Origin of the sequence: Thiobacillus sp., from assembly GCF_030696885.1 — a bacterium.
Classification (GTDB): Bacteria; Pseudomonadota; Gammaproteobacteria; order Burkholderiales; family Thiobacillaceae; genus Thiobacillus.
Genome location: NZ_JAUYRI010000013.1, coordinates 187,539 through 209,803 on the forward strand (window position 1 = coordinate 187,539; position 22,265 = coordinate 209,803).

The window sequence follows — 22,265 nt, forward strand, 5'->3', positions numbered from 1 at the left end:
CTGAGAAGAAAGGGACACACCACATGGGCACCACCGACAACATCTCCGAACTCGATCCCGTCTACCAGGGCGCCGGCCTGAAGGTCGGCATCGTCATGAGCCGCTTCAACAGGGACATTTGCGAGGGCCTGCTGTCGGCCTGCGAGATCGAGCTGGCCCGCCTCGGCGTCGCCAAGGACGACATCCTGCTGGTCGACGTGCCCGGCGCACTCGAGCATCCGCTCGCGCTGCAGAAAATGGCGCAGTCCGGCAAGTTCGATACGCTGGTTGCGATCGGCGCCGTGGTGCGCGGCGACACCTATCATTTCGAAGTGGTGTCGAACGAATCCGCACGCGGCATTCTCGACGTGCAGCTGGAAACCGGCGTGCCGATCGCCAATGCGATACTCACCGTCGACACCGAGGAGCAGGGCCACCAGCGCATGGCCGAGAAAGGCCGCGACGCCGCACGCGTGGCGATCGAAATGGCCAACCTGTTGAAACGACTCTGACATGGCCGGTTCCCGCAAGGTCGCGCGCGAGTTCACCCTGCAGGGCGTTTACGCCTGGCTGGTGGGCGGCGCCGACGTCACGCTGATCGCCGCCAACCTCAAGGACGACGAGCAGTTCAAGCGCGCCGACGAGGACTACTTCCGCACCCTGCTCTACGGCGTGCTGAAGGAGGAAGACCTGCTGAGCACGCACATCACCCCCCTGCTCGACCGCCCGCTCGCCGAGCTTTCGCCGGTCGAGCGCGGCATTCTGCTGATCGGCGCCTACGAGCTGCTGCACTGCCCCGACGTGCCCTGGCGCGTCGCCATCAACGAAAGCGTCGAACTCGCCAAGAAATTCGGCGGCACCGACGGACACAAATACATCAACGGCGTGCTCGACAAGCTGGCGCAGGATGTGCGCGCGGTGGAAATTGCGGCAGCGAAAGGAAGGAGCTAGGAATTAGGGACTGGGAATCAGGGGCGGTGCGGCTTTGCCGCGCCACATTCCCTAGCCCCTAGCCCCTAGTTCCTCGCCCCTAGAAAATGGAATTCGACCTCATCGCCCGCCACTTCACGCGCGCCACGCCCGGCGCGGTGCTCGGCGTGGGCGACGACTGCGCGCTGCTGGCGCCGTCGCCGGGCAGGCAACTGGCGGTGTCGACCGACATGCTGCTCGAAGGCCGCCACTTTTCGCCGCAGGACAGCCCCGCCGGGCTCGGCCACAAGTCGCTGGCGGTGAACCTGTCCGACCTCGCCGCGATGGGCGCGACGCCGCGCTGGGTGACGCTCGCGATTGCGCTGCCGGAAGCCAACGACGCGTGGCTTACCGCGTTTGCGCGCGGCTTTTTCCGCATGGCCGACCAGCACGGCATCGAGCTGGTCGGCGGCGACACGACACGCGGCGCGCTCACCATCAGCATCACGGTGATTGGCGAAGTACCGCCCGGGCAGGCACTGCGCCGCGATGGCGCCGGACCCGGCGATGACGTCTGGGTGTCCGGCACGCTCGGCGCCGCCGCGATGGCGCTGGCCTACCGCCAGGGCCGCCTCTTCATGGAACAGATCGACGCCGCCAAGGTGCTGCCCGCGTTGTATCTGCCGACGCCGCGCATCGAACTCGGGATTGCGCTGCGCGGCATTGCCAGCAGCGCGATCGACATCTCGGACGGTCTGCTGGGCGATCTGGGTCACATCCTCGAACGCTCGCAGGTAGGCGCCGTCGTCGAATTCGCCGCACTACCGACGCTACCGGTGGCGCAGACCTACCTGCACGAAAAAGTCGCACGCGACTGCGTGCTGGCCGGTGGCGATGACTATGAGCTCTGCTTTACCGCGCCGGCAGCGCGACGCGACGCAGTGCAAGCCGCAGCCGAATCCGCCGGCGTGGCGGTGGCGCGCATCGGCCGCATCACCGCCGAATCGGGGCTGGCGGTGATCGATGCCGACGGCCAGCCGATCCCCATCGATCACACCGGCTATGACCACTTTGCAGCCTGATTTCAAATTCGTGTTCGCGCATCCGGCGCACCTGATTGCGTTCGGCTTCGGCAGCGGACTCGTGCCGAAAGCGCCCGGCACCGCCGGCACCTTGCTGGGGCTGCCGCTGTACTGGGCGATCATCAGCATCGCATCCGATCTGCCGAACCAGATCATTCTGCTGATCGCCACGTTTGTGCTCGGCATCTGGGCCTGCGGCCGCAGCGGCCGCGCGCTGGGTGTGGCCGACCATGGCGGCATGGTGTGGGACGAGATCGTTGCCTTCGCCCTGGTGTTGCTGTTCACCCCCGCCGGCGGCGCGTGGCTCGTGCTGGCATTTGCACTCTTTCGCCTATTCGATATCCTGAAACCCTGGCCGATCCGGCTGGCCGATACGCGCCTCAAGGGCGGGTTCGGGGTGATGTTCGACGATCTTCTGGCGGCGCTGTACGCGATCGCCGTCATCAAAGGAGTGCAATGGCTCGTGTAAGCGACGAAGAACTGCATCAGCTCGCCACCGAACTCGGCGACAAGCTGCGCGCGCGCGGCTGGATGCTGGCCACCGCAGAATCCTGTACCGGCGGCTGGGTCGGGCAACTGCTGACCGCGCTGCCCGGCTGTTCGCAGTGGTACGAGCGTGGTTTCATCACCTATGCCAACGCCGCCAAGGTCGAGATGCTCGACGTGCCGCAAGTGACGCTGGAAACCTACGGTGCCGTGTCCGAGGAAACCGCAATGGCGATGGCCAGAGGCGCGCTGAAGCACAGCCACGCCCATGCCGCACTCGCCATTTCCGGCATCGCCGGCCCCGGCGGCGGCACCCCGCAAAAGCCGGTCGGCCTCGTCTGCTACGGCTGGGCGCTGGCGGACGGCACCGTCATGTCATCCATCTGCCGCCTCGACGGCGACCGCGAGGAAATCCGCTCGCGCGCAGTGGCGGCGGCGCTGCGGGGGTTGATTGAGCTGGTTGGCTAGCTAGGGGCTAGCCCCTAGCCCCTAACCCCTAACCCCTAAATCCTACCGAAACGCCCACGCCGCAAACGGCTCAATCTCGTCACGATTCAGCAGCATCAACTGGTAGGCGTTCGGGTTCAGCGCATGGTCCGGCGTGGTGTCGACGTTGAGGCGCTGCAGCACATAGCCGAGCAACGCACGCCGCACGTTCACCTCGATGACCGCTCCGCTCGCGCCGTAATCCAGCAGCAGGCTCTCGCGCCGGTCCGCATCGAGTCCGGCATGCGGTGCCAGGACGAGGCTGACCGATTCCACCCAGTCGTCGTCGTACTGCTCGCCGGAGTCGGCGGGCGTCTCCAGACAGTGCGCCTCGGTGATGCGAGACAGCACGAAATCGCGGAAATCGCAGGTGTCCTCGCTATACGCCCGCACATGCCAGCGCAGCCCGGTATTGACCAGGGTGTGCGGCTCGAGCACGCGCGCCGCGCCGCGCTCGCGGCTGGACAGTGAGCGGTAGCTGACCCGCAGCTTGCGCCGGCCGTGGATGGCGCGGGTGATCTGCGCCAGCGTGTGCGGGCCCGGCAGGCGCGCCGGCAGCGGCAGCGACGCGGTGGGCAGGCCGTAGATCAGTTCGTTACCGTAGGGGCCGTTGGCCACCGCCAGGTTGGCAGCGATGACGGGCAGCGCGGCCTCGGGCGCCAGGTCAGCAAACACGGCGGCAAACCCCTCGCCCGGCACGAAGCCGAACACGCTGTGGTTGTAGACGAGGTTGCCGGGCGCCAGATCGCCGTACAGCTTGAGGTCCTTGGTTGCGGCCGGATCGGACTGGCCGAAGGCGCGGGCGACGTCACTGCGCGTGACCACCCCGGTGTACCAGGCCATCAGCTCGATGTATTGCAGCCGCTGGCGCGTCGCCCATTTCACGTCTAGGCGCATTTTTTCCTTTGAAATCATCGCTCGCTCCACTCGAGCTAGTGTTGCCGCATTATAGGGTGGGCCGTGTCAAATACAATCTATCAACTGTTACTTTATATGTAGGTGATATTTTTTATTGACATTGAAAGAAATACATCCTACAGTTCGGCCATCGCAACCCTGAGGAGAGACACCATGGCCACCGCCGCCGCACTGACCGAAGACAAGAACAAGGCGCTCGCCGCCGCGCTTTCGCAAATCGAGAAACAGTTCGGCAAGGGCTCGGTAATGCGCCTGGGCGACCACGACGTCTCGCGCGACATCCAGTCTGTTTCCACCGGCTCGCTCGGGCTCGATATCGCGCTCGGCGTCGGCGGCCTGCCGCGCGGCCGCGTGGTCGAAATCTACGGACCGGAATCCAGCGGCAAGACCACGCTGACGCTGCAGGTGATCGCCGAAATGCAGAAAATGGGCGGCACCGCCGCCTTCATCGACGCCGAACACGCGCTCGATCCCAACTATGCCGGCAAGCTTGGCGTCGATGTCGACAACCTGCTGGTGTCGCAGCCCGACACCGGCGAGCAGGCACTGGAAATCGCCGACATGCTGGTGCGCTCCGGCAGCGTCGACGTGGTGGTGATCGACTCGGTCGCCGCGCTGACGCCCAAGGCCGAAATCGAAGGTGAGATGGGCGACTCGCACATGGGCCTTCAAGCACGATTGATGAGCCAGGCGCTGAGGAAGCTCACCGCCAACATCAAGCGCACCAACACCCTGGTCATCTTCATCAACCAGATCCGCATGAAGATCGGCGTCATGTTCGGCAGCCCCGAAACCACCACCGGCGGCAACGCGCTCAAGTTCTACGCCAGCGTGCGGCTCGACATCCGCCGCATTGGCGCGATCAAGAAAGGCGACGAGATCGTCGGCAACGAAACCAAGGTCAAGGTCGTCAAGAACAAGGTCTCGCCGCCGTTCAAGGAAGCCTTCTTCGACATCCTGTATGGCCAGGGCATCTCGCGCGAAGGCGAAATCATCGAGCTCGGCGTTCTCCACAAGTTCGTCGACAAGTCCGGCGCCTGGTACGCCTACAACGGCGAGAAGATCGGCCAGGGCAAGGACAACGCGCGCGAATACCTGAAGGAGCACCCGGAAATCGCCCACGAAATCGAGGCGAAGATCCGTGCCGCCGTCGGCGTCAACAACCCCACCGCGGTGATCGAGGATGAAATCGAGGCCTGAGCCCGGCGCTGAACCCAGCGCCGCAGACCTGCGCGCCCGCGCACTGGCCCTGCTGGCGCGACGCGAACACAGCCGCGCCGAACTCACCCGCAAACTGGAGCGCGCCGGCTTCGCCCGCGAGGACATCGCCGCCCTGCTGGATGAATTCGAAACCAAGAACTGGCTGTCCGACCGCCGTTTCGCCGAAAGCTACGTCGCCGACCACCGCGCCCGCGCAGGCAGCATCAAGTTGGCCTACGACCTGCGCCACCGTGGCGTGGCGGACGACGTCATCGAAGCGGTATTGGGTGAAAACCGTGACAGCGAACTCGAGCGTGCGCGCGAAGTGTGGAAGAAAAAATTCAAGTCTGCGCCCGCCGATGCTGCCGAGAAAGCCAAACAGATGCGGTTCTTGCAGAGCCGCGGCTTCACACCTGAAACAATACGACAAACATTGAGCAACTCTGACTGAGGCCTTCAAACTGTTTGAGCCGCCGAGCATAGCGCACCCAATCCTCAATACAACCTCAGGGAATCCAGCCCACTCCCCAATATCGCGGTGGAATCAGCTTTCCGGCGTCAACATAGGCTTGGGTAACTTCAGCGCGGTTCAACACCTCGGGGAATACGCCATACAATAGTGCGGCGAACGCGAGAATAGATAAAACGGGTATCGCAATGCGCATCATGTGCGAATCAGGAACGACAGTCGTCAGGGGGGTATCGCGCAAATACACACCGAGCGCCCACCCGGCAACCAAAGCCAGCAGAGTTTGCGTATAAGGAATCACAATCACCCCATCGACCATGGACTGGGCACCAGCCGCCAGCAAACTGGCCGCCAGACACACCAGCAAGACGTTTGGCGCGGCTTCATTTTGCCGCAATCTTCCCAGCAAACGTAGCATGCCTGCAGCCGCAGGTAAGACAAACGCCAGCGTAGCGGGCACACCCCACTCTGCCGCCAGTTGCAAGACTGAATTGTGGGGATGCGCTCCGAAATCATTGCGGACAGCTGCTAAGTGCATCGGCCCAATCCCCAACCAAGGATGTGCCTGAATCTGCGCCCAGGCCAACGTCCATAATTCGGCACGTCCATTCAGGGCGGAAAGATTGGATAAACGACCCTCAATACTCGCGTCTTGCCCCACAAACCAAGGCAGCCAAACGAACAAGACCAGAAACAATAAAGCACCCAACGAAAAGGCGGCAAACTGCAGCTTCAACCACGGCCAAACCACCCTCCAGGCCCACAACACCAGCACCCCCGATGCCAGCAATAGCGCCGCCCATGTGCCGCGAGTACCCGACACGATCACCAGCATCCACCACACGGCCAAAAGCGCAAACAAAGCAACCTGCGCGCGCCCCGATAAACCGCCGCGTAGCAAGGGATAGGCCAACAGCGGTACCAACATGCTCGCCACCTGGCCAAAAAAACGCCGGTTCGAGAATGTGCCCTCAAACAGCATGATCGAATCCAGGCGCCCCATTACAACCATGCTCGCCAGATAAGCCGTCATGATTTTCAGAGCAATCACTAGAGCCAACGCCACCACCAGCCGGATCGACCATTCATCAAAACGGGCATTGCTCCGCCTAGATTGATCACCCAACAAAAAAACCAATCCAACCAGCAGCAACAAGGTTGCCCACTCCATCCAAGCAAATCGTGGGTGAGCGGAAAACCCGGTAGACACACCTCCAAGCAAAAAAGCGATACTCAAAGCCCAACGACAAGAAATCGGTAGGCTTGCCAACGAAATCAGCAAATTTTTTCGACAAACCGAAGCAACAGTTAACGCGGTCACCAGCAACAAGATGAGTTGTTCAATGCGCTGCTGATCATGCCAAGAAATTTCTGGGGAAAAATCTATTGCAACACCTGCGACCAGCGTTAGACCCAGCAGCGGCAATGCTCTCAACACCCCTAGAGGCGTTAGTCCCATGAGATTCCTCATGCAGTTAAAAAATGAAAAAAGCCCCTCTACCGAGGGGCCCTGACTTCAGCTACAAGCTAGACTTTAGGTGCCAAAACCAGTTTTAGCTTTAGTACAGTTAGCACCGCTCACTGCCGAATTCCACACAATGTTGCCTGTGCCAATTGCAGGAATAATCTGCACGGTACATGCGCCCAACTCGTTGTTAGTGGAGGCAATCTGAATTGCCCCGTTACCAGCGAGCACAGTTACAGTCGTGTTAGCAAATTTGGTGGTCGGCATCGTGCCGCCGCCAAAAGGCGTCAACAACGTTGGCGTATCGCAAGTACCAGCAATCACGTTATTGTTATTTTGAGCACATTCTGCAATGGACACCTTCAAGCTTCCAACCGAGGTAACCACATCAGCCCACTTCGCTCGTGTAATGTAGTTTTGGTATTGGGGAATCGCAATCGCGGCCAAAATACCAATGATCGCGACGACGATCATCAGTTCGATCAGGGTAAAACCTTGTTGTACTTTACGCATTTTAAATCTCCTTGAGTTGGGCATATTGAACACGAGCCTCCCGTGTCTGCACATTAACGTGCAGGGTCTGTGCCAACTTTAGATCCCGCCCCAAGAATTCATGCACTCTACAAACAAGCCATTGATTTATATTGGTTTATGTAAAGGTGCACAGCAGTGCATAGGCCGCTGCCCAGCTATCCGCCCATGCCCCTGTGCGACACGGGATGACAATTTACGTCACGTCCCGGCCAAAAAACAAAAGCCACGGCTTCCCGTGGCTTTTTGTAAATCTGGTGGGTCGGGCGAGATTCGAACTCGCGACCAACGGATTAAAAGTCCGCTGCTCTACCAGCTGAGCTACCGACCCGTGGACAGGGCTGGGCCCTATCCGCGAAAGCCCGAGATTATAGCCGAAGCCGCGTGTCGGGGTAAAGAGGCGAGGCGCTTTTTGCTGGCGTGGCAGACGCCGGGGCCGTTGCGGCAACGTGTGTGCGGCCCGCGTTTGCTTCTATTGATACGGGGTCGGATCCGCAACGCCGGCCTGCTCGAAGCCCTGACGGCGCAGGCGGCAGGCGTCGCAGCGGCCGCAGGCGCGGCCGTCGGTGTCGGCCTGGTAGCAGCTGACGGTTTGCGCGTAGTCGACGCCGAGTTCGATGCCGCGGCGGATGATCTCGGCCTTGGACAGGTGCTGCAGCGGAGCGTGGATCTTGAGCGCCGCGCCTTCGACGCCGGCGCGGGTGGCGAGGTTGGCCATGCGCTCGAAGGCGGCGATGAATTCGGGCCGGCAGTCGGGGTAGCCGGAATAGTCGACGGCGTTGACGCCGATGAAAATATCGCGCGATCCCAGCACCTCGGACCAGGCCAGCGCCAGCGCCAGCATCACGGTGTTACGCGCGGGGACGTAGGTGACGGGAATGCCTTCGGTGGGGCTTTCGGGCACGGCGATGGCATCGTCGGTCAGCGCCGAGCCGCCGATGTCGCCCAGGCCGAGGCGCATCACCCGGTGTTCGACCGCGCCCAGGCTTTTCGCCACGCGCGCGGCGGCGGCGAGTTCGGCGGTGTGGCGCTGGCCGTAGTCGAGGCTCAGCGCGTGGCAGACGTAGCCGGCTTCGCGCGCGATGGCGAGCACGGTGGCGGAATCGAGACCGCCGGAAAGCAGGATGACCGCGCGCTTCATGTGCCGGGGGTGTTGCCCCACAGGATCTTGTGCAGCTGCACCTGCATCCGCACCGGCAGGCGGTCGGCCAACACCCACTCGGCCAGTTGCGCCGGCGGCAGTTCGCCCTGCACCGGCGAGAACAGCACCGGGCAGACGCGGTCGAGCTTTTGCGCGCGCAGCACCTCGCGCGCCCACTTGTAGTCGGCGCGGTCGGCGAGCACGAACTTGATTTCGTCGTGCGGCCCGAGATGGGCGAGGTTTTCCCAGCGGTTGCGCGCTTCTTCGCCGGAGCCGGGCGGCTTGAGGTCGACAATGCGCGACACCCGCGGGTCGACCGCGCTGACATCGAGCGCGCCGCTGGTTTCCAGCGACACCGAATAACCGGCGTCGCATAGCGCGGTTAACAGCGGCAGGCAGTTTTTCTGCGCCAGCGGCTCGCCGCCAGTGACGCACACGGTCGGCACGCCGTAGTCAGCGATGCGCGCGAGCAAGGCGTTCAGCGTGACGGTTTCGCCGCCCTGAAAGCTGTAGGTCGTGTCGCACCAACGGCAGCGCAGCGGGCAGCCGGTCAGACGGACGAACACCGTCGGCAGCCCGGCACGGCTGGTTTCGCCCTGCAGGGAAAGAAACACCTCCGTCAAACGGAGCGTGGGCGAAGCGGACATGCGGGTTTACTTGAGTGTGGACAGCCGGCGGGCAGCAAGGGTGGCAGCCGGTGTGCCGGGATGCTTCGCGACGATCTCCTCGAGCGTCTTGCGGGCGGCGGCCGTCTGCTCCAGTGCGATCTGGTTGGTGGCGATGTTGAACAGCGCATCGGGCACCTTGGGATTGCCGGGATAGGTGGCGACCAGTTTTTGCTGCTGCGCCAGTGCGGTCTTGTAATCCTTCAGCGCGTAATACGAATAGCCGATCCAGTATTGCGCGTTGGCGGCGAGTTCGCTGTCAGGATGGGCCTTGAGAAAGCTGCCAAAGCCGGCGATGGCGCCCGGGTAATTGGCTTCGCGAAACAGCGCGAGCGCGGTTTCATAGTTGCGCGACGCCGTCGAGGCATCGGCGGGCGGCGTGCCTGCCGGAACGGCGACTCCATCGGCAGTCGCCGCAGGCTGGGCGGCTTTGGTGAGGTCGGCAAGGCGCTGGTCGAGGTCGGCATAGAGATCGTTCTGCCGTTTGCCGAGCGTCTCCAGCTGGTGCTGCTGCATTTCGGCCAGGCCGCGCAGCCGCGCGTTTTCAGCCTTGAGCGTTTCGACTTCCTGCAGCAGGTCGAGCAGCTTGCGATTGTCCTGCAGCGCGGCCTCGATCTTGCCGAGCCGCGCATCAACCGCATCCGCCCGCTGCTGCAGCGCCTGCGTCTGCCGGGTCAGCTCGGCGTTGCCGAACAGCGCCCAGGCCGGCTGCGCCAGCGCGAACGCGCCGACGAGCACCAGGCCACCTCGCCGCAGCAGGCGCTTACTCGTCGCCATACACCACATCGGTGCGACGGTTCTCGGCATGCGCCTCTTCGGTGCTACCGGTTTTGCGCAGCTTTTCCTCGCCGAAGCTGACCGCTTCCATCTGCGACTCGGTCACGCCCAGCACGGACAGCGCACGGCGCACGGCTTCGGCACGCTTTTGTCCCAGCGCCAGGTTGTATTCGCGGCTGCCGCGTTCGTCGGCATTGCCTTGCAGGATCACACGGGCATTGCGGTTGGCATTGAGGTAGCTGGCATGGGCCTGGATCATCGCGCTGTATTCATCCTTGATCACGAAGCTGTCGAAATCGAAGAAGACGCTGCGCTTGGACAACACGTTGGCGGGGTCCTTGCGCGGATCGACGCCGGTGGCGTCGCCCGGCAATGCGCTGCCGGAGACGGAATCGCTGCTGGTGCCGGTGCTGGCGGCGCCGGTCGCTGGGGCCGTTGTGGCGGTGCCGGTACCGGTGCGGTCCTCGACCTGGGCGGGCGTCGTGCCCTTGGTGCCGCATGCGGACACGGTCAGGGCAAGCAATACGGGCCAGAAAATCTTGTTCATCTATCTCTCCTTTATGAATGAAAACGAATCAGCATGGGCCACCCGGACTACCGGGCCACCCGCTCCCTACTTCTGCTGCTACGGCCCCCAGGCCGGTTCGCGGGCATCCACCCCCGACTCCGACAGTCGCGCACGGGTCTGGCCGTCCAGGCTCACCGTGCCAAGGATACCGCGTCCGCCCTGCACGGTGGCATACAGCACCACCTGGCCGTTGGGCGCAAAACTGGGCGACTCGTCGCGCGCGCTGTCGGTCAGCACCCGAGTCTGGCCGGTGGACAGCTCGTGCAGCACCACCCTGAAGCGGCCTTCGTCGCGACTGATGTAGGCAAGACGCCGGCCATCCTTGCTGATCGACGGAGACACATTGTAACTGCCATTGAAAGTCACCCGCCGCGCATCGCCGCCGCTCGCCGGCATCTGGTAGATCTGCGCACTGCCGCCACGATCCGAGGTGAAATAAATCGTTGTGCCATCGGGCGAGAACACCGGCTCGGTATCGATGCTGGCGCTGCGCGTGATTCGCACAAGCCCGCTGCCGTCGGCGTTGATCAGGTAAACCTGCGAGCCGGCGTCGCGCGTCAGCACCACCGCTAGGCGCTTGCCGTCCGGTGCCCAGGCGGGCGCGGAGTTGGAGCCCTTGAAGGCGGCGACCTTGGTGCGCCGGCCATCCTTCAGCGACTGCACGTAGACCACGGGCTTCTTGTCCTCGAACGACACATACGCAATGCGCGTGCCGTCCGGCGAAAAGCGCGGCGAAATCACCGGTTCGGCGGAACGCACCACGGTGTGCGGATTATGTCCGTCGGCATCGGCCACGCGCAGTTCATAGCGCGTGCCCTGCTTCTGCACATAGGCGATGCGGGTGCTGAACGCGCCCGGTGTGCCGGTCAGTTTTTCGTAGACGATGTCGGCGATCTGGTGGGCAGTGGCGCGCCACTGCCTGGCCGGGATGGTGTAGGCGAATGCCGCCAGTTGGGTGCGCTTGATCACGTCCATCAGATAGAACCGGACTTCGAAGCGGCCGCCCGGCAGCGCGCTCACCTGGCCGATGACGACGGCATCGGCGCCGCGGCCGCGCCAGAATGCATGGTCCACCTGCGCCGGCGCTACCGGCCGGGCCGCGCCGCCGAGGTCGACCCGCCTGAACTGGCCACTGCGCTCCAGATCGTCGCCGGCGATCTGCGACAGGTCCGGTACCGGCTGGCCCGGCGCTGCCTGAAACGGCACCATCGCCACTGCGATCTTGTTGGCGGCGCCACCGATCACCTGGATTTCAAGCGCGGCGCGCGCGGAAAACGGCGCACACAGCAGGGCGAGGAAAAGCATGGGGTAAAACAGAACAGCGCGCGGCATGGGCTCGTAAATCTCGATCGAAGGTGCCTGATTTGCAGGGCAGTTTAGCATGGCGCGCCGGAGGCGCAGGGTGCGACGCCGCATCGGCTGGCGTCGCGCTCAGGGTTTGGGGCGATGAACGAAAGAAAGTTCCGGAACGAATTGCGCGCGCGCATCGCGATCCTCCGGTAGCGGAAACGGCGACGATTTCTCGATGGCACGCACCACCGCATCGTCGTACGCCGCGTTGCCGCTCGATCGCGTCACCCGCACGCTCTGCACTTCGCCGGTCGGCAGCAGCCGCACCAGGCAGCGCACTTCGGGATTGCCGACGAGGTTGTCGGGCAGGCGGGTGTTGCCGCGCACCTTGGCGCTGATCTGGTCGCGAAACTGGCCGACGACGCTGGCGACCGCCGCCTCGCGCCTGCTGGCCGCCGCGCGCGCTTCCGCCTGGCTGGCCTGTTGCGCGGCCTGCGCCGCCTCCGCGTCTGCCATGCGCCGCACCTGCTCGTCTTCCTCGACCTGCCGCTGCTGCTCGCGCTTTTTCTGTTCGGCCAGCTGCTTCTGCTGCGCCGACTTTGCTGCTTCTGCGCGCGCTTTCTCCTCCGCCACCTGCTGTTTTTTCAGGCGCTCGGCCTCGATCTTTTTTTGCTCGAGCGCGATGTCGGGCGCTTTCGGTGGCGGCGGCGTCTTCACCACAGGCTCGGGGGGCAGCGGTCGCACGGGTTCTGGTTTCGGACGCGGCGCGGGAGGGGGCGGCGTGGACGCGGGCGGCTTCACCGCCACCGAGGGCGGCAGCGAGGTCCAGACGTCGACCATCACCGGCGCGGCCTCGCGGGTCTGCCACGACACACCGAATACCAGCAGCAGCACAAAGGCTGCGTGCACACCCAGCGCCATCGCAGCGGCAGCGAGTCGGGGTGCAGCAGGGCGAGCGAGGAACGGGGTGTCGGCCGGCGGGTTCATCTGGCCGGGCGGGCGAGCAGGCCGATGCGGGTGATCTGCGCCTGCTGCAGTACCGTCATCGTGTGCATCACTTCTTCGTAGCGGACGTTCTTGTCCGCTGCGATGACCACGGCCTGATCGGGCGCGGCGCCGTGCAGCGCGGCCACCTCGGCCGCCAGCGCCGACTTGGGGATCACCCGCTCGACCCCCCCGGCTGCGCGGTCGCGCAATCGGTATTCACCGGAGTCCTTGATGATGATTTCCAGCGGCTGCGACGGCGGCTGCGCGGTCTGGCCGACGCTCGGCAGCTCGACCTGGCCGGGGTTGATGAAGGGCGCGGTCACCATGAAGATGACGAGCAGCACCAGCATCACGTCGATCATCGGCACGACGTTGATCTGGGCGACCTGTTTACGGGTGCGTGCCACCGGTCTAGGCCGCCTTGGAGGTCTGCCGCTGCAGGATGTTGGAAAACTCTTCCATGAAGCTTTCCATGCGGTTGGACAGACGATCGATGTCGTGGGTGTAGCGGTTGTAGCCGACCACCGCGGGGATGGCAGCGAACAGGCCCATGGCGGTGGCGATCAGCGCTTCGGCGATGCCCGGCGCAACCTGCGCCAGCGTGGCCTGGGCCACGCTCGACAGCCCCAGGAAGGCGATCATGATGCCCCACACGGTGCCAAACAGACCGACGTAGGGCGACACCGAACCGACCGTGGCAAGAAACGACAGGTGCGATTCGAGGTTGTCCAGCTCGCGCTGATACGTGGCACGCATCGCGCGGCGGGTGCCGTCGATGATGACATTGAGCGACAGCCCGGCCTGCTGCCGCAGCTTCATGAATTCGCTGAAGCCGGCCGCGAAGATGCGTTCCATTTCCCCCGCGGTTTCACGCTGCCCCGACACCCGCTTGTACATGACATTGATGTCGCCGCCCGCCCAAAATTCGCGCTCGAAGCGGTCGGTTTCTCGCAGGGCGCGCTTCAACGTGAACAGCTTGATGAAAATGAACCACCACGACAGCAGCGACGCACCGAGCAGCAGCAGCATCACGAGCTGCACCGGCAACGAGGCATGGATGATCAGGTGGAACAGCGAAAGATCCTGGTTGAGTTCTGGATTCACGGGGTCGGGAACAGTGCCTGAAGTAGGGTTGAGGGCATTTTAACGGGTTTGAAATTCGCCGCGTCGACGCAGGCCAGCGTCACCACCGCTTCTGCCAGACAGACGTCACCCCGCAGGAGTTCCTGCTGCACGACCAGGCTGGCACGCCCGGCTTCGCGCAGATGGACGGTCACGTCGAGCGCATCGTTGAAGCGCGCCGGCGAACGGTAGTCAATTTCTACCCGCCGCACCACGAACACCACGCCGGTTTCGTCGCGCAGCACGTCCTGCTCGAAGCCGCGTGCGCGCAGCCATTCGCTGCGTGCGCGCTCCATGAATTTGAGGTAGTTGGCGTAGTACACCACGCCGCCGGCGTCGGTGTCTTCCCAGTAGACGCGGACCGGCCAGTGAAACGGCGCGCTCAAAACAGGTCGGCGCCTGGGGCGGAGGGCGTGGCGATGCCCAGATGACGGTAGGCCAGCGGCGTGGCGATACGGCCGCGCGGGGTGCGCTGCAGGTAGCCCTGCTGGATCAGGAAGGGTTCGAGCACATCCTCGATGGTGTCGCGTTCCTCGCCGATCGCGGCGGCGAGGTTGTCGAGGCCGACCGGGCCGCCCATGAATTTCTCGATCACCGCGGACAGGAGCTTCCTGTCCATCACGTCGAGCCCGGCGCGGTCGACATCCAGCATCACCAGCGCCGCATCGGCCACCGCACCGGTGGCCTGGCCGTCCGCCTTCACTTCGGCATAGTCGCGCACGCGACGCAACAGGCGGTTGGCGATGCGCGGGGTGCCGCGCGAACGGCGGGCGATTTCCAGCGCGCCGGCCTCGTCCAGGTTCATCTGCAGCAGGCCGGCCGAGCGGTGCACGATAAAGCCGAGTTCTTCCGCCGAGTAGAACTCCAGTCGCGCAACGATGCCGAAGCGGTCACGCAGCGGGTTGGTCAGCATGCCGGCGCGGGTGGTGGCGCCGACCAGCGTGAACGGCGGCAGGTCGAGCTTGACCGAGCGCGCGGCCGGGCCTTCGCCGATCATGATGTCGATCTGAAAATCCTCCAGCGCGGGATAGAGCACTTCCTCGACCACCGGAGAGAGACGATGAATCTCGTCAATGAACAGCACGTCGTGCGGTTCCAGGTTTGTGAGCAAGGCCGCGAGGTCGCCGGCGCGTTCGAGCACCGGGCCCGAGGTCTGGCGCAGGTTGACGCCCATCTCGCGCGCGATGATGTGGGCCAGCGTGGTCTTGCCCAGGCCGGGCGGGCCGAACAACAGCACGTGGTCGAGCGCCTCGCTGCGGTTGCGGGCGGCGCTGATGAAGATTTCGAGCTGTTCGCGCGCCTTTGCCTGGCCGACGTATTCAGCCAGCGTGCGCGGCCGCAGCGCGCGCTCGATCTGCTCCTCGACGGGACTGACGGCGGCGGGGGCGATGAGGCGGTCGGTTTCGATCATGGATGAATCTTACCCCTTGGACAGCAACTTCAGCGCCTGGCGGATCGCGTCCGATACCGGCAGGTCGGCGGGCAGCTTCTGCATCGCCAGCCCCGCTTCCTTTTCGTTGTAACCCAATGCCAGCAAGGCCTGGCGCACGTCGTCCGACACGCTGCTCTCGCCTGCCACCGCGGAGATTGCGCCGGCGAACACCGGCCGTCCCTTCAGCTCAAGCAGCAGGCGTTCGGCGGTTTTCTTGCCGATGCCGGGGACCTTGACGATGCGGCCGACCTCCTGCGCGGATATCGCCGCCGCCAGATCGTTGACCGACAGGCCGGACAATACCGACAGCGCGGTCTTGGCGCCGATGCCGGACACCTTGAGCAGTTCACGAAACGCCGCGCGCTCGATCTCGCTGCCGAAGCCGTACAACAAATGCGCATCCTCGCGGATGGCCAGATGGGTCAGCAGGCTGACTTTTTCGCCTAGCGCAGGCAGGTTGTAGAAGGTGCTCATCGGCACGTCGATTTCGTAGCCGATGCCGTTGCAGTCGACCAGAACCTGGGGGGGCTGCTTGGCGGCCAGCGTGCCGGTGACTCTGCCGATCATGAGGGTTCCTTGTTCATACGAGACGCCCGCCTTTGACGCGATAGCCCGCTGTGGAGTGCGCGCCGAGCCGGCTGCCATGCGCGTGGGCGATGGCGCAGGCCAGCGCGTCGGCGGCGTCTGCAGTCGGCGCGACGGGCAGCGCCAGCAGCCGCTTGACCATTTCCTGCACCTGTTCCTTGGCGGCCTTGCCGTGGCCGACCACGGCCTGCTTGATCTGCAATGCCGTGTATTCCGCCACCACCAGCTCGCGCGACACGGCCGCGCAGATCGCGGCGCCGCGCGCCTGCCCGAGCAGCAGGGTGGACTGCGGGTTGACGTTGACGAAAACGATTTCCACCGCGCAGGTATCGGGCTGCCAGGTGGCGATCACCTCGTTGATGCCGGCGAACAGCACGCCGAGACGCTGCGGCAGGCTGCCCTCGCCGCTCTTGATCACGCCGCTGGCGACATAGGCCAGCTTCTGGCCGGTCTGCTCGATCACGCCGAAACCGGTGAGTCTGAGACCAGGATCAATGCCGAGGATGCGCAAGAGAAGGTTTACTCGGGCAGCACGGCGTTGGTGTAGACATCCTGCACGTCGTCGAGCGAATCAAGCGCGTCGAGAATTTTTTGCATTTTGACCGCATCGTCGCCAGTCAGCTCAGTCTCAACTTCCGGACGCATTGTGATTTCGGCGACTGCCGGCTTGAAGCCGGCTTTTTCAAGCGCGTCCTTTACCGACTCAAAGGCCTTGGGGTCGGGCGAGGTCAGCACTTCGATCGAACCGTCCTCGTTGGTGAGGATGTCCTCGGCGCCGGCGTCGAGCGCGGCTTCCATCACCGCCTCTTCGCTCGCGCCGGGTTCCAGGATGATCTGGCCACAATGCTTGAACTGGAATGCGACGCAGCCGTCGGTGCCCATGTTGCCACCGTGCTTGACGAAGGCGTGGCGCACGTCGGCGACGGTGCGGACCTTGTTGTCGGTCAGGCAGTCGACGATGACCGCGACGCCGCCGATGCCGTAGCCTTCGTAGCGCGCTTCTTCGTAGTTCACGCCTTCGAGCTGGCCGCTGCCGCGCTTGACCGCGTTTTCAATGTTGTCCTTGGGCATCGACTCGGCCTTGGCCTTCTCAATCGCCAGCCGCAGACGCGGGTTCATGCCGACGTCGCCGCCGCCCATTTTGGCGGCCACGGTGATTTCCTTGATAAGCTTGGTGAAGATTTTGCCGCGCTTGGCATCCTGGCGCCCCTTGCGGTGCTGGATGTTGGCCCACTTCGAATGTCCTGCCATGTTGATTCCAACGCAAATTGAATAGCCGGAGATTTTACACCGTGGCCCCTACTCTACGTTTCGGCATCGACCTCGGCGGCACCAAAATCGAGCTGATTGCGCTCGACGCCTGCGGCCAGGAAATCCTGCGCCGCCGCGTGTCCACCCCGCAAAACGATTACCTCGCCACCGTGGCGGCGGTGGCCGCGCTGGTGCACCAGGCCGAAGTCGAACTCGGACAAAGCGGCACGATCGGCATCTGCACCCCCGGCGCGATCTCGCCCGCCAGCGGCCTGATGAAGAACTGCAACTCGACCTGCCTCAACGGCCGGCCCCTGCATCAAGACCTCGAACGCGCGCTCAACCGCGAAGTGCGGCTCGCCAACGACGCCGACTGCTTTGCGCTGTCGGAAGCCAGCGACGGCGCGGCCGCCGGGGCCGACACCGTGTTCGGCGTGATCCTCGGCACCGGCGTCGGCGGCGGCGTGGTAGTGCGCGGGCAGTTGCTGCGCGGCGCCAACGCCATCGCCGGCGAATGGGGACATTCACCCCTGCCCTACTTCCAGTTCGCCCACGCCCAGGCCGACCGTTCCGGCACCGGCCAGCACCCCGCCACCGGCGAAGCCATCCTGCACCCGTGGCCGAGCCCGCGCGAACTCGAGGCCGCACCCCCCTGCTACTGCGGCAAGAAGGGCTGCATCGAAACCTGGCTCTCGGGCCCCGCGCTCGCGGCCGACCACGTACGCTACGGCGGCGAGGACCTGCCCACGCACGAAATCGTGCAGCTGGCGAACGCTGGCTACGGTCCCTGCAGCGCGACGCTGGCGCGCTATGAAGAACGGCTGGCGCGCGCACTGGCCGGCGTCATCAACCTGATCGATCCTGATGTGATTGTATTGGGCGGCGGGGTCTCTAACGTCGAGCGCCTGTACGACACGGTGCCGCGGCTGTGGCCGCGCTATGTGTTTTCCGATCGCGTCGACACCCGGCTGGTGCCGCCTAAGTACGGCGACTCCAGTGGCGTGCGCGGGGCTGCATGGCTGTGGCGCACAGACCCAGCGCAGCGGCTTTAACGTCTCAAGATTCCGCGTGTCGTTCTAGCCGCCGCCTAGCGGCGCCTCCCACCAACACCAATCCCGTCAGTAGCAAAGCCCATGTGTCGGCCTCCGGTACGGGCGCGACATCGCCATCCCGAACGGCCCAAGCGTAGCCCTCGTAGTAATCGGGGTACCCGCCCTGAAAACCGTCCCCCGTATTGAACGCCCACGCGGTACCCAAATTCGAATCATATTCCGACCCCGACCAGTACCAGAACGACTCGAGGTTTATAAACGGGCCGGCATTTTGGAGGCAATTCCCTGGAAAGCACGCACTAACAAACGGTTGGCCCTTGTAAAGATACTCATAGCCCGGATTGCCCAGGTTCACAAAAAACATATAGGCCAGCTCACTTGCTGTGGTACCTGCATTGACACTGTAGTCGGGGTCGGTGTTGCCGATATAGGTGTCGCCATTCAGCAATGTGACAGTGGGAAGGCGCCAGTCCGAATAGGTGACGTCACGCACACTGTCGTAGTAGTTGAGATCAGTTGCCCAATTTTTGGCGCTTTGCCAATTCATCAAGCCGTCTGTACTGCTTCCACACACACCACCATCGCAATAATCATAACTGGAGCCGGCACCGTAGTTGGCGTCTTGTAGCCAGGTAACATTGAGTACGTCGTCGTATATCAATCCCCCACCACGGTCATGCAAGGCTGCTTGGGCCGTCCCTGAAGCCAGACTGACTAACAATATTATTTTCAATCTCTGCGTCGACATCATGATCTCCTCCTCAAGGTTAGGTTTGTGTTCGCCGCAGGTATTAATTGTTATCAAATAATATTACTCGCCATTGGATCGAAAAAGTATGTGCCCCCCTTGATCAGTGCAGCTTGATCCGCGCCCGCGTCGGCGTGCTGATGAAGTGCGCGTACGTGGTCAGCGAAGTCTTGAACCAACCATGCAGCGCGATCTCGTGCATCTTGTGCAGCGACCAGTACACCAGCCGCGCCATCGCGCCCTCGATCATAATGCTGCCGCCGGACAGCCCGCCCATCAGGTTGCCGACGGTGGAGAAGCGGCCGAGTGCGACCAGCGAACCATAGTCGCGATAGACATACTCGGGCAGGGACTGGCCGCGAAAACGGCGGCAGATCGACTTCGCCAGCATGCTGGCCTGCTGGTGCGCAGCCTGCGCACGCGGCGGCACGAAGCCCTTGCCATCCGGCATCGCGCAGGCGGCGCAATCGCCGAACGCGAAAATGTTGTCGTCGCGCGTCGTCTGCAGCGTCGGACGCACCACCAGTTGATTGATCCGGTTGGTTTCCAGACCATCGATGTCCTTCAGGAAATCGGGCGCCTTGATGCCGGCCGACCACACCATCATGCTGGCAGGGATGAATTTGCCATCGGCGGTCAGCATGCCGTCTGCACGCACTTCAACGATGCGCTCGTTGGTGTGCATTTCCACCCCCAGCTCGGCCAGGCGCTCCGCAGCAGCGGCCGACAGGCGCGGCGGCAGGCCCGGCAGGATGCGGTCGGAGGCTTCGACGATCAGCAGTTTCAGGTTCTTGTCGGGCTCGATGTTGTCCATGCCGTAGGCCGACAGTTCGCGCGTGGTGTCGTGCAGTTCGGCCGCCAGCTCGACGCCGGTGGCACCGGCACCGACGATGCCGACAGTGAGCTGGCCGGGCGCGACCGCCGCGGCCTGGGTATTGGCGCGCAGGCAGGCGTTGATGTGGCGGCGATGGAATTCGCGTGCCTGCTCGGGGGTGTCGAGCATGATGCAGTGTTCCTTCACGCCCGGCACGCCAAAATCGTTGCCAACCGAGCCGATCGCGAGGATCAGCGTGTCGTAGTGAAATCGGCGACGCGGGATGATTTCGACGCCGTCTTCGTCCAGCGTCGGCGCGACGCTGATTTCCTGGCGCGCACGGTCGAGACCGTCCATGCGGCCGAGACGGAAGGTGAAGTCGTGCCAGTGTCCCTGCGCCAGGTATTCCAGCCGCTCGGCGTAAGAGTCGAGACTGCCCGCCGCGACTTCATACAGCAGCGGTTTCCATATATGCGAAGGCGATGCGTCGATCAGCGTGATGCGCGCGCGCTTCTTTTTGCCCAGCTTGTCGCCCAGCCGGGTGGCGAGCTCCAGCCCGCCGGCGCCGCCGCCGACGATGACGATTTCATGTACCTGCTGCGCTGTTGCCACTGCCATCCCCTGGTTCGCCTTACCGCGATGATAGCCTGAACATTAGCATTTGCTTCTTTTCCAGCGCGATCGTCGCGTCCGCAAACTCGTTAAAATTCCTGCATCCCCCTCAGGAGCCACCATGACCGACCCCCTGCTCATCGCCCGCAACGCCACGGCGGACCTGCACCTGCTGCCGCAGATGGCCAACCGCCACGGCCTCATCACCGGCGCCACCGGCACCGGCAAGACCGTGACCCTGCAGACGCTGGCCGAGCACTTCTCCAGCATCGGCGTGCCCTGCTTCATGTCGGACGTGAAGGGCGACCTGTCGGGCATTTCGCAGCCGGGCGGCGGCAATGCCAAGGTGGCCGAGCGGGTCGAGATGCTGAAGATCGAGGGCTTCGAGCACAGGGGCTATCCGGTCACGCTGTGGGATCCGTTCGGCGGGGCCGGTCATCCGGTGCGCGCGACCGTCTCCGACATGGGGCCGCTGCTGCTCTCACGCATGCTCGATCTCAACGACACCCAGAGCGGTGTGCTCAATCTGGTGTTCAAGGTGGCCGACGACAACGGGCTCTTGCTGCTCGACCTGAAAGATCTGCGCACCATGCTCGCGTTTGTCGGCGACAACGCGAAGCAGTTCACCACCGAATACGGCAACGTCTCGTCCGCGTCGATTGGCGCGATCCAGCGCGGCTTGCTGTCGCTGGAATCGCAGGGCGGCGAGCAGATCTTCGGTGAGCCGATGCTCAATATCGATGATCTGATCCAGACCGACCACGGCCTCGGCGTCATCAACATCCTCGCAGCCGACAAGCTGATGCAGTCGCCCAAGCTCTACGCGACGCTGCTCTTGTGGCTGCTGGCCGAGCTGTTCGAAAACCTGCCCGAGGCGGGCGACCTCGACAAGCCGAAGCTGGTGTTCTTCTTCGACGAGGCGCATCTGCTGTTTTCCGATGCGCCCACCGCGCTGGTGGAAAAGATCGAGCAGGTAGTGCGGCTGATCCGCTCCAAAGGGGTCGGCGTGTATTTCGTCACCCAGAACCCGGCCGACGTCCCGGACAAGGTGCTGTCACAGCTCGGCAACCGGGTGCAGCACGCTTTGCGCGCGTTTTCCCCGCGCGACCAGAAGGCGGTCCGCGCCGCCGCGGAAACCATGCGCGACAACCCCAATCTGGACGAAGCGGCCGTCATCACCGAACTCGGTGTCGGCGAGGCGCTGGTGTCCTTTCTCGATGCCAAGGGCCGCCCCGGCGTGGTGGAGCGCGCCTACATCGTGCCGCCGCAGGGGCAGATCGGCCCGATCACCGACGCGCAGCGGCAGCGGCTGGTGCAGACCTCGCTGGTGGCCGGGGTCTACGACAAGACCATCGACCGCGAGTCCGCTCATGAAGTGCTGAAGGCGCGCGCCGAGCAGGCGACCCAAGCGGCGGCGGCCGAAGCCGAAGCGAAGCAACAGGCCAAGGCTGCTGCGAAACCCACGGCGGGCGGAGGCGGCGTGCTGGGTGACATTCTGGGCGGGGGCGGCGGACGTCGTGAGGGCGCGGTCGAGGCCTTGGCGAAATCGGCCGCCCGCTCGATGGGCAGCCAGGTCGGCCGCGCCATCATGCGTGGCGTGCTGGGTAGTCTGTTCGGCGGCAAGCGCTGACGCGCAGCTGCGCTGCGCGAGGTTCAAGATTCAAGGAAAACCTTGTCTCTTGCAACTTGAATCTTG

General features: G+C 63.9%; 27 protein-coding genes and 1 tRNA gene. 9 read left to right on the top strand and 19 right to left on the bottom strand.

All coding sequences use genetic code 11. The features are described from left to right. The first annotated feature begins 23 nt into the window (after nucleotides 1-23). The 5 genes from ribH to Q8R61_RS06775 all read left to right on the top strand — a co-directional run bounded on the left by ribH (nucleotide 24) and on the right by Q8R61_RS06775 (nucleotide 2,924). Entirely contained in the window at nucleotides 24-491 is a 468-nt protein-coding gene (ribH, locus tag Q8R61_RS06755) for a 6,7-dimethyl-8-ribityllumazine synthase (RefSeq protein WP_305535524.1), read from the top strand. A 1-nt stretch (nucleotide 492) separates the two neighbouring features. Beyond that, on the top strand, nucleotides 493-930 hold the full coding sequence (gene nusB, locus Q8R61_RS06760) for a transcription antitermination factor NusB (RefSeq protein WP_305535526.1): 438 nt from the start codon (nucleotides 493-495) through the stop codon (nucleotides 928-930). Between the two features lie 86 nt (nucleotides 931-1,016). Continuing rightward, complete coding sequence (thiL, locus tag Q8R61_RS06765; RefSeq protein ID WP_305535528.1) at nucleotides 1,017-1,970, top strand: thiamine-phosphate kinase; 954 nt, start codon at nucleotides 1,017-1,019, stop codon at nucleotides 1,968-1,970. Continuing rightward, the gene (locus Q8R61_RS06770) at nucleotides 1,951-2,439 is read left to right on the top strand and encodes a phosphatidylglycerophosphatase A (RefSeq protein WP_305535530.1); all 489 of its coding nucleotides are present in this window, start codon (nucleotides 1,951-1,953) and stop codon (nucleotides 2,437-2,439) included. Before thiL ends, Q8R61_RS06770 begins: the two co-directional genes overlap by 20 nt. Continuing rightward, nucleotides 2,427-2,924 carry a CinA family protein gene (locus Q8R61_RS06775; RefSeq protein WP_305535532.1) on the top strand — a complete coding sequence of 166 codons (498 nt, stop codon included), beginning with the start codon at nucleotides 2,427-2,429 and terminating at the stop codon, nucleotides 2,922-2,924. Before Q8R61_RS06770 ends, Q8R61_RS06775 begins: the two co-directional genes overlap by 13 nt. Before the next feature lie 42 nt (nucleotides 2,925-2,966). Here the strand turns inward: Q8R61_RS06775 and Q8R61_RS06780 are convergent, their stop codons facing one another. Beyond that, nucleotides 2,967-3,857: a YafY family protein gene (locus Q8R61_RS06780; RefSeq protein WP_305535534.1), complete on the bottom strand. Its 891-nt coding sequence runs from the start codon at nucleotides 3,855-3,857 to the stop codon at nucleotides 2,967-2,969. 156 nt (nucleotides 3,858-4,013) lie between these two features. Here Q8R61_RS06780 and recA point away from each other — a divergent pair, with 156 nt between their 5' ends. After that, nucleotides 4,014-5,060 (top strand): recombinase RecA, encoded by a 1,047-nt coding sequence (gene recA / locus Q8R61_RS06785; RefSeq protein ID WP_371133569.1) that lies wholly within the window; start codon nucleotides 4,014-4,016, stop codon nucleotides 5,058-5,060. Continuing rightward, complete coding sequence (recX, locus tag Q8R61_RS06790) at nucleotides 5,044-5,511, top strand: recombination regulator RecX (RefSeq protein ID WP_305535536.1); 468 nt, start codon at nucleotides 5,044-5,046, stop codon at nucleotides 5,509-5,511. The genes recA and recX overlap by 17 nt, the downstream gene beginning before the upstream one ends. A 55-nt stretch (nucleotides 5,512-5,566) precedes the next feature. On the opposite strand, the gene Q8R61_RS06795 is transcribed toward recX, so the two are convergent. The 16 genes from Q8R61_RS06795 to Q8R61_RS06870 all read right to left on the bottom strand — a co-directional run bounded on the left by Q8R61_RS06795 (nucleotide 5,567) and on the right by Q8R61_RS06870 (nucleotide 17,343). Continuing rightward, nucleotides 5,567-6,988 carry an O-antigen ligase gene (locus Q8R61_RS06795; RefSeq protein WP_305535538.1) on the bottom strand — a complete coding sequence of 474 codons (1,422 nt, stop codon included), beginning with the start codon at nucleotides 6,986-6,988 and terminating at the stop codon, nucleotides 5,567-5,569. A 75-nt stretch (nucleotides 6,989-7,063) separates the two neighbouring features. After that, nucleotides 7,064-7,507, bottom strand: coding sequence for a prepilin-type N-terminal cleavage/methylation domain-containing protein (locus Q8R61_RS06800; protein WP_305535540.1), 444 nt, complete (start codon nucleotides 7,505-7,507; stop codon nucleotides 7,064-7,066). A 273-nt stretch (nucleotides 7,508-7,780) separates the two neighbouring features. After that, nucleotides 7,781-7,856 (bottom strand) — tRNA-Lys (locus Q8R61_RS06805). A 141-nt stretch (nucleotides 7,857-7,997) separates the two neighbouring features. Next, nucleotides 7,998-8,666 carry a 7-cyano-7-deazaguanine synthase QueC gene (queC, locus tag Q8R61_RS06810; RefSeq protein WP_305535542.1) on the bottom strand — a complete coding sequence of 223 codons (669 nt, stop codon included), beginning with the start codon at nucleotides 8,664-8,666 and terminating at the stop codon, nucleotides 7,998-8,000. After that, nucleotides 8,663-9,313, bottom strand: a complete 651-nt coding sequence (gene queE, locus Q8R61_RS06815; RefSeq protein WP_305535544.1) for a 7-carboxy-7-deazaguanine synthase QueE — start codon at nucleotides 9,311-9,313, stop codon at nucleotides 8,663-8,665. The genes queC and queE overlap by 4 nt, the downstream gene beginning before the upstream one ends. A 6-nt stretch (nucleotides 9,314-9,319) precedes the next feature. After that, nucleotides 9,320-10,108 carry a tol-pal system protein YbgF gene (ybgF, locus tag Q8R61_RS06820; RefSeq protein WP_305535546.1) on the bottom strand — a complete coding sequence of 263 codons (789 nt, stop codon included), beginning with the start codon at nucleotides 10,106-10,108 and terminating at the stop codon, nucleotides 9,320-9,322. Further along, the gene (pal, locus tag Q8R61_RS06825) at nucleotides 10,095-10,655 is read right to left on the bottom strand and encodes a peptidoglycan-associated lipoprotein Pal (protein WP_305535548.1); all 561 of its coding nucleotides are present in this window, start codon (nucleotides 10,653-10,655) and stop codon (nucleotides 10,095-10,097) included. Before pal ends, ybgF begins: the two co-directional genes overlap by 14 nt. A gap of 78 nt (nucleotides 10,656-10,733) precedes the next feature. After that, nucleotides 10,734-12,008, bottom strand: coding sequence for a Tol-Pal system beta propeller repeat protein TolB (gene tolB / locus Q8R61_RS06830; RefSeq protein WP_305535550.1), 1,275 nt, complete (start codon nucleotides 12,006-12,008; stop codon nucleotides 10,734-10,736). 99 nt (nucleotides 12,009-12,107) lie between these two features. Next, the gene (locus tag Q8R61_RS06835) at nucleotides 12,108-12,953 is read right to left on the bottom strand and encodes a cell envelope integrity protein TolA (protein ID WP_305535552.1); all 846 of its coding nucleotides are present in this window, start codon (nucleotides 12,951-12,953) and stop codon (nucleotides 12,108-12,110) included. Then, the gene (tolR, locus tag Q8R61_RS06840) at nucleotides 12,950-13,360 is read right to left on the bottom strand and encodes a protein TolR (protein WP_305535554.1); all 411 of its coding nucleotides are present in this window, start codon (nucleotides 13,358-13,360) and stop codon (nucleotides 12,950-12,952) included. The genes Q8R61_RS06835 and tolR overlap by 4 nt, the downstream gene beginning before the upstream one ends. 4 nt (nucleotides 13,361-13,364) lie before the next feature. Further along, nucleotides 13,365-14,057, bottom strand: coding sequence for a protein TolQ (gene tolQ, locus Q8R61_RS06845; protein ID WP_305535556.1), 693 nt, complete (start codon nucleotides 14,055-14,057; stop codon nucleotides 13,365-13,367). After that, nucleotides 14,054-14,461, bottom strand: coding sequence for a tol-pal system-associated acyl-CoA thioesterase (gene ybgC / locus Q8R61_RS06850; protein ID WP_305535558.1), 408 nt, complete (start codon nucleotides 14,459-14,461; stop codon nucleotides 14,054-14,056). The genes tolQ and ybgC overlap by 4 nt, the downstream gene beginning before the upstream one ends. Beyond that, nucleotides 14,458-15,486, bottom strand: coding sequence for a Holliday junction branch migration DNA helicase RuvB (ruvB, locus tag Q8R61_RS06855; protein ID WP_305535560.1), 1,029 nt, complete (start codon nucleotides 15,484-15,486; stop codon nucleotides 14,458-14,460). The genes ybgC and ruvB overlap by 4 nt, the downstream gene beginning before the upstream one ends. 9 nt (nucleotides 15,487-15,495) lie before the next feature. Beyond that, complete coding sequence (gene ruvA / locus Q8R61_RS06860; protein ID WP_305535562.1) at nucleotides 15,496-16,074, bottom strand: Holliday junction branch migration protein RuvA; 579 nt, start codon at nucleotides 16,072-16,074, stop codon at nucleotides 15,496-15,498. Between the two features lie 13 nt (nucleotides 16,075-16,087). Further along, entirely contained in the window at nucleotides 16,088-16,603 is a 516-nt protein-coding gene (gene ruvC, locus Q8R61_RS06865) for a crossover junction endodeoxyribonuclease RuvC (RefSeq protein WP_305535564.1), read from the bottom strand. A gap of 8 nt (nucleotides 16,604-16,611) precedes the next feature. After that, nucleotides 16,612-17,343, bottom strand: a complete 732-nt coding sequence (locus Q8R61_RS06870) for a YebC/PmpR family DNA-binding transcriptional regulator (protein ID WP_305535566.1) — start codon at nucleotides 17,341-17,343, stop codon at nucleotides 16,612-16,614. A 41-nt stretch (nucleotides 17,344-17,384) separates the two neighbouring features. Here Q8R61_RS06870 and Q8R61_RS06875 point away from each other — a divergent pair, with 41 nt between their 5' ends. Beyond that, a complete protein-coding gene (locus tag Q8R61_RS06875) occupies nucleotides 17,385-18,395 on the top strand; it encodes an ROK family protein (protein ID WP_305535568.1) in 1,011 nt (336 codons plus the stop codon). 4 nt (nucleotides 18,396-18,399) lie between these two features. Here Q8R61_RS06875 and Q8R61_RS06880 read toward each other — a convergent pair whose 3' ends face one another. Both Q8R61_RS06880 and Q8R61_RS06885 read right to left on the bottom strand, forming a co-directional pair. Beyond that, nucleotides 18,400-19,146 carry a DUF1566 domain-containing protein gene (locus tag Q8R61_RS06880; RefSeq protein WP_305535570.1) on the bottom strand — a complete coding sequence of 249 codons (747 nt, stop codon included), beginning with the start codon at nucleotides 19,144-19,146 and terminating at the stop codon, nucleotides 18,400-18,402. A gap of 100 nt (nucleotides 19,147-19,246) precedes the next feature. Further along, entirely contained in the window at nucleotides 19,247-20,575 is a 1,329-nt protein-coding gene (locus tag Q8R61_RS06885) for an NAD(P)/FAD-dependent oxidoreductase (protein WP_305535572.1), read from the bottom strand. Between the two features lie 115 nt (nucleotides 20,576-20,690). Between Q8R61_RS06885 and Q8R61_RS06890 the strand changes: the two genes are divergently transcribed. Further along, nucleotides 20,691-22,199 carry a helicase HerA-like domain-containing protein gene (locus Q8R61_RS06890; protein ID WP_305535574.1) on the top strand — a complete coding sequence of 503 codons (1,509 nt, stop codon included), beginning with the start codon at nucleotides 20,691-20,693 and terminating at the stop codon, nucleotides 22,197-22,199. Nucleotides 22,200-22,265: the final 66 nt, after the last annotated feature.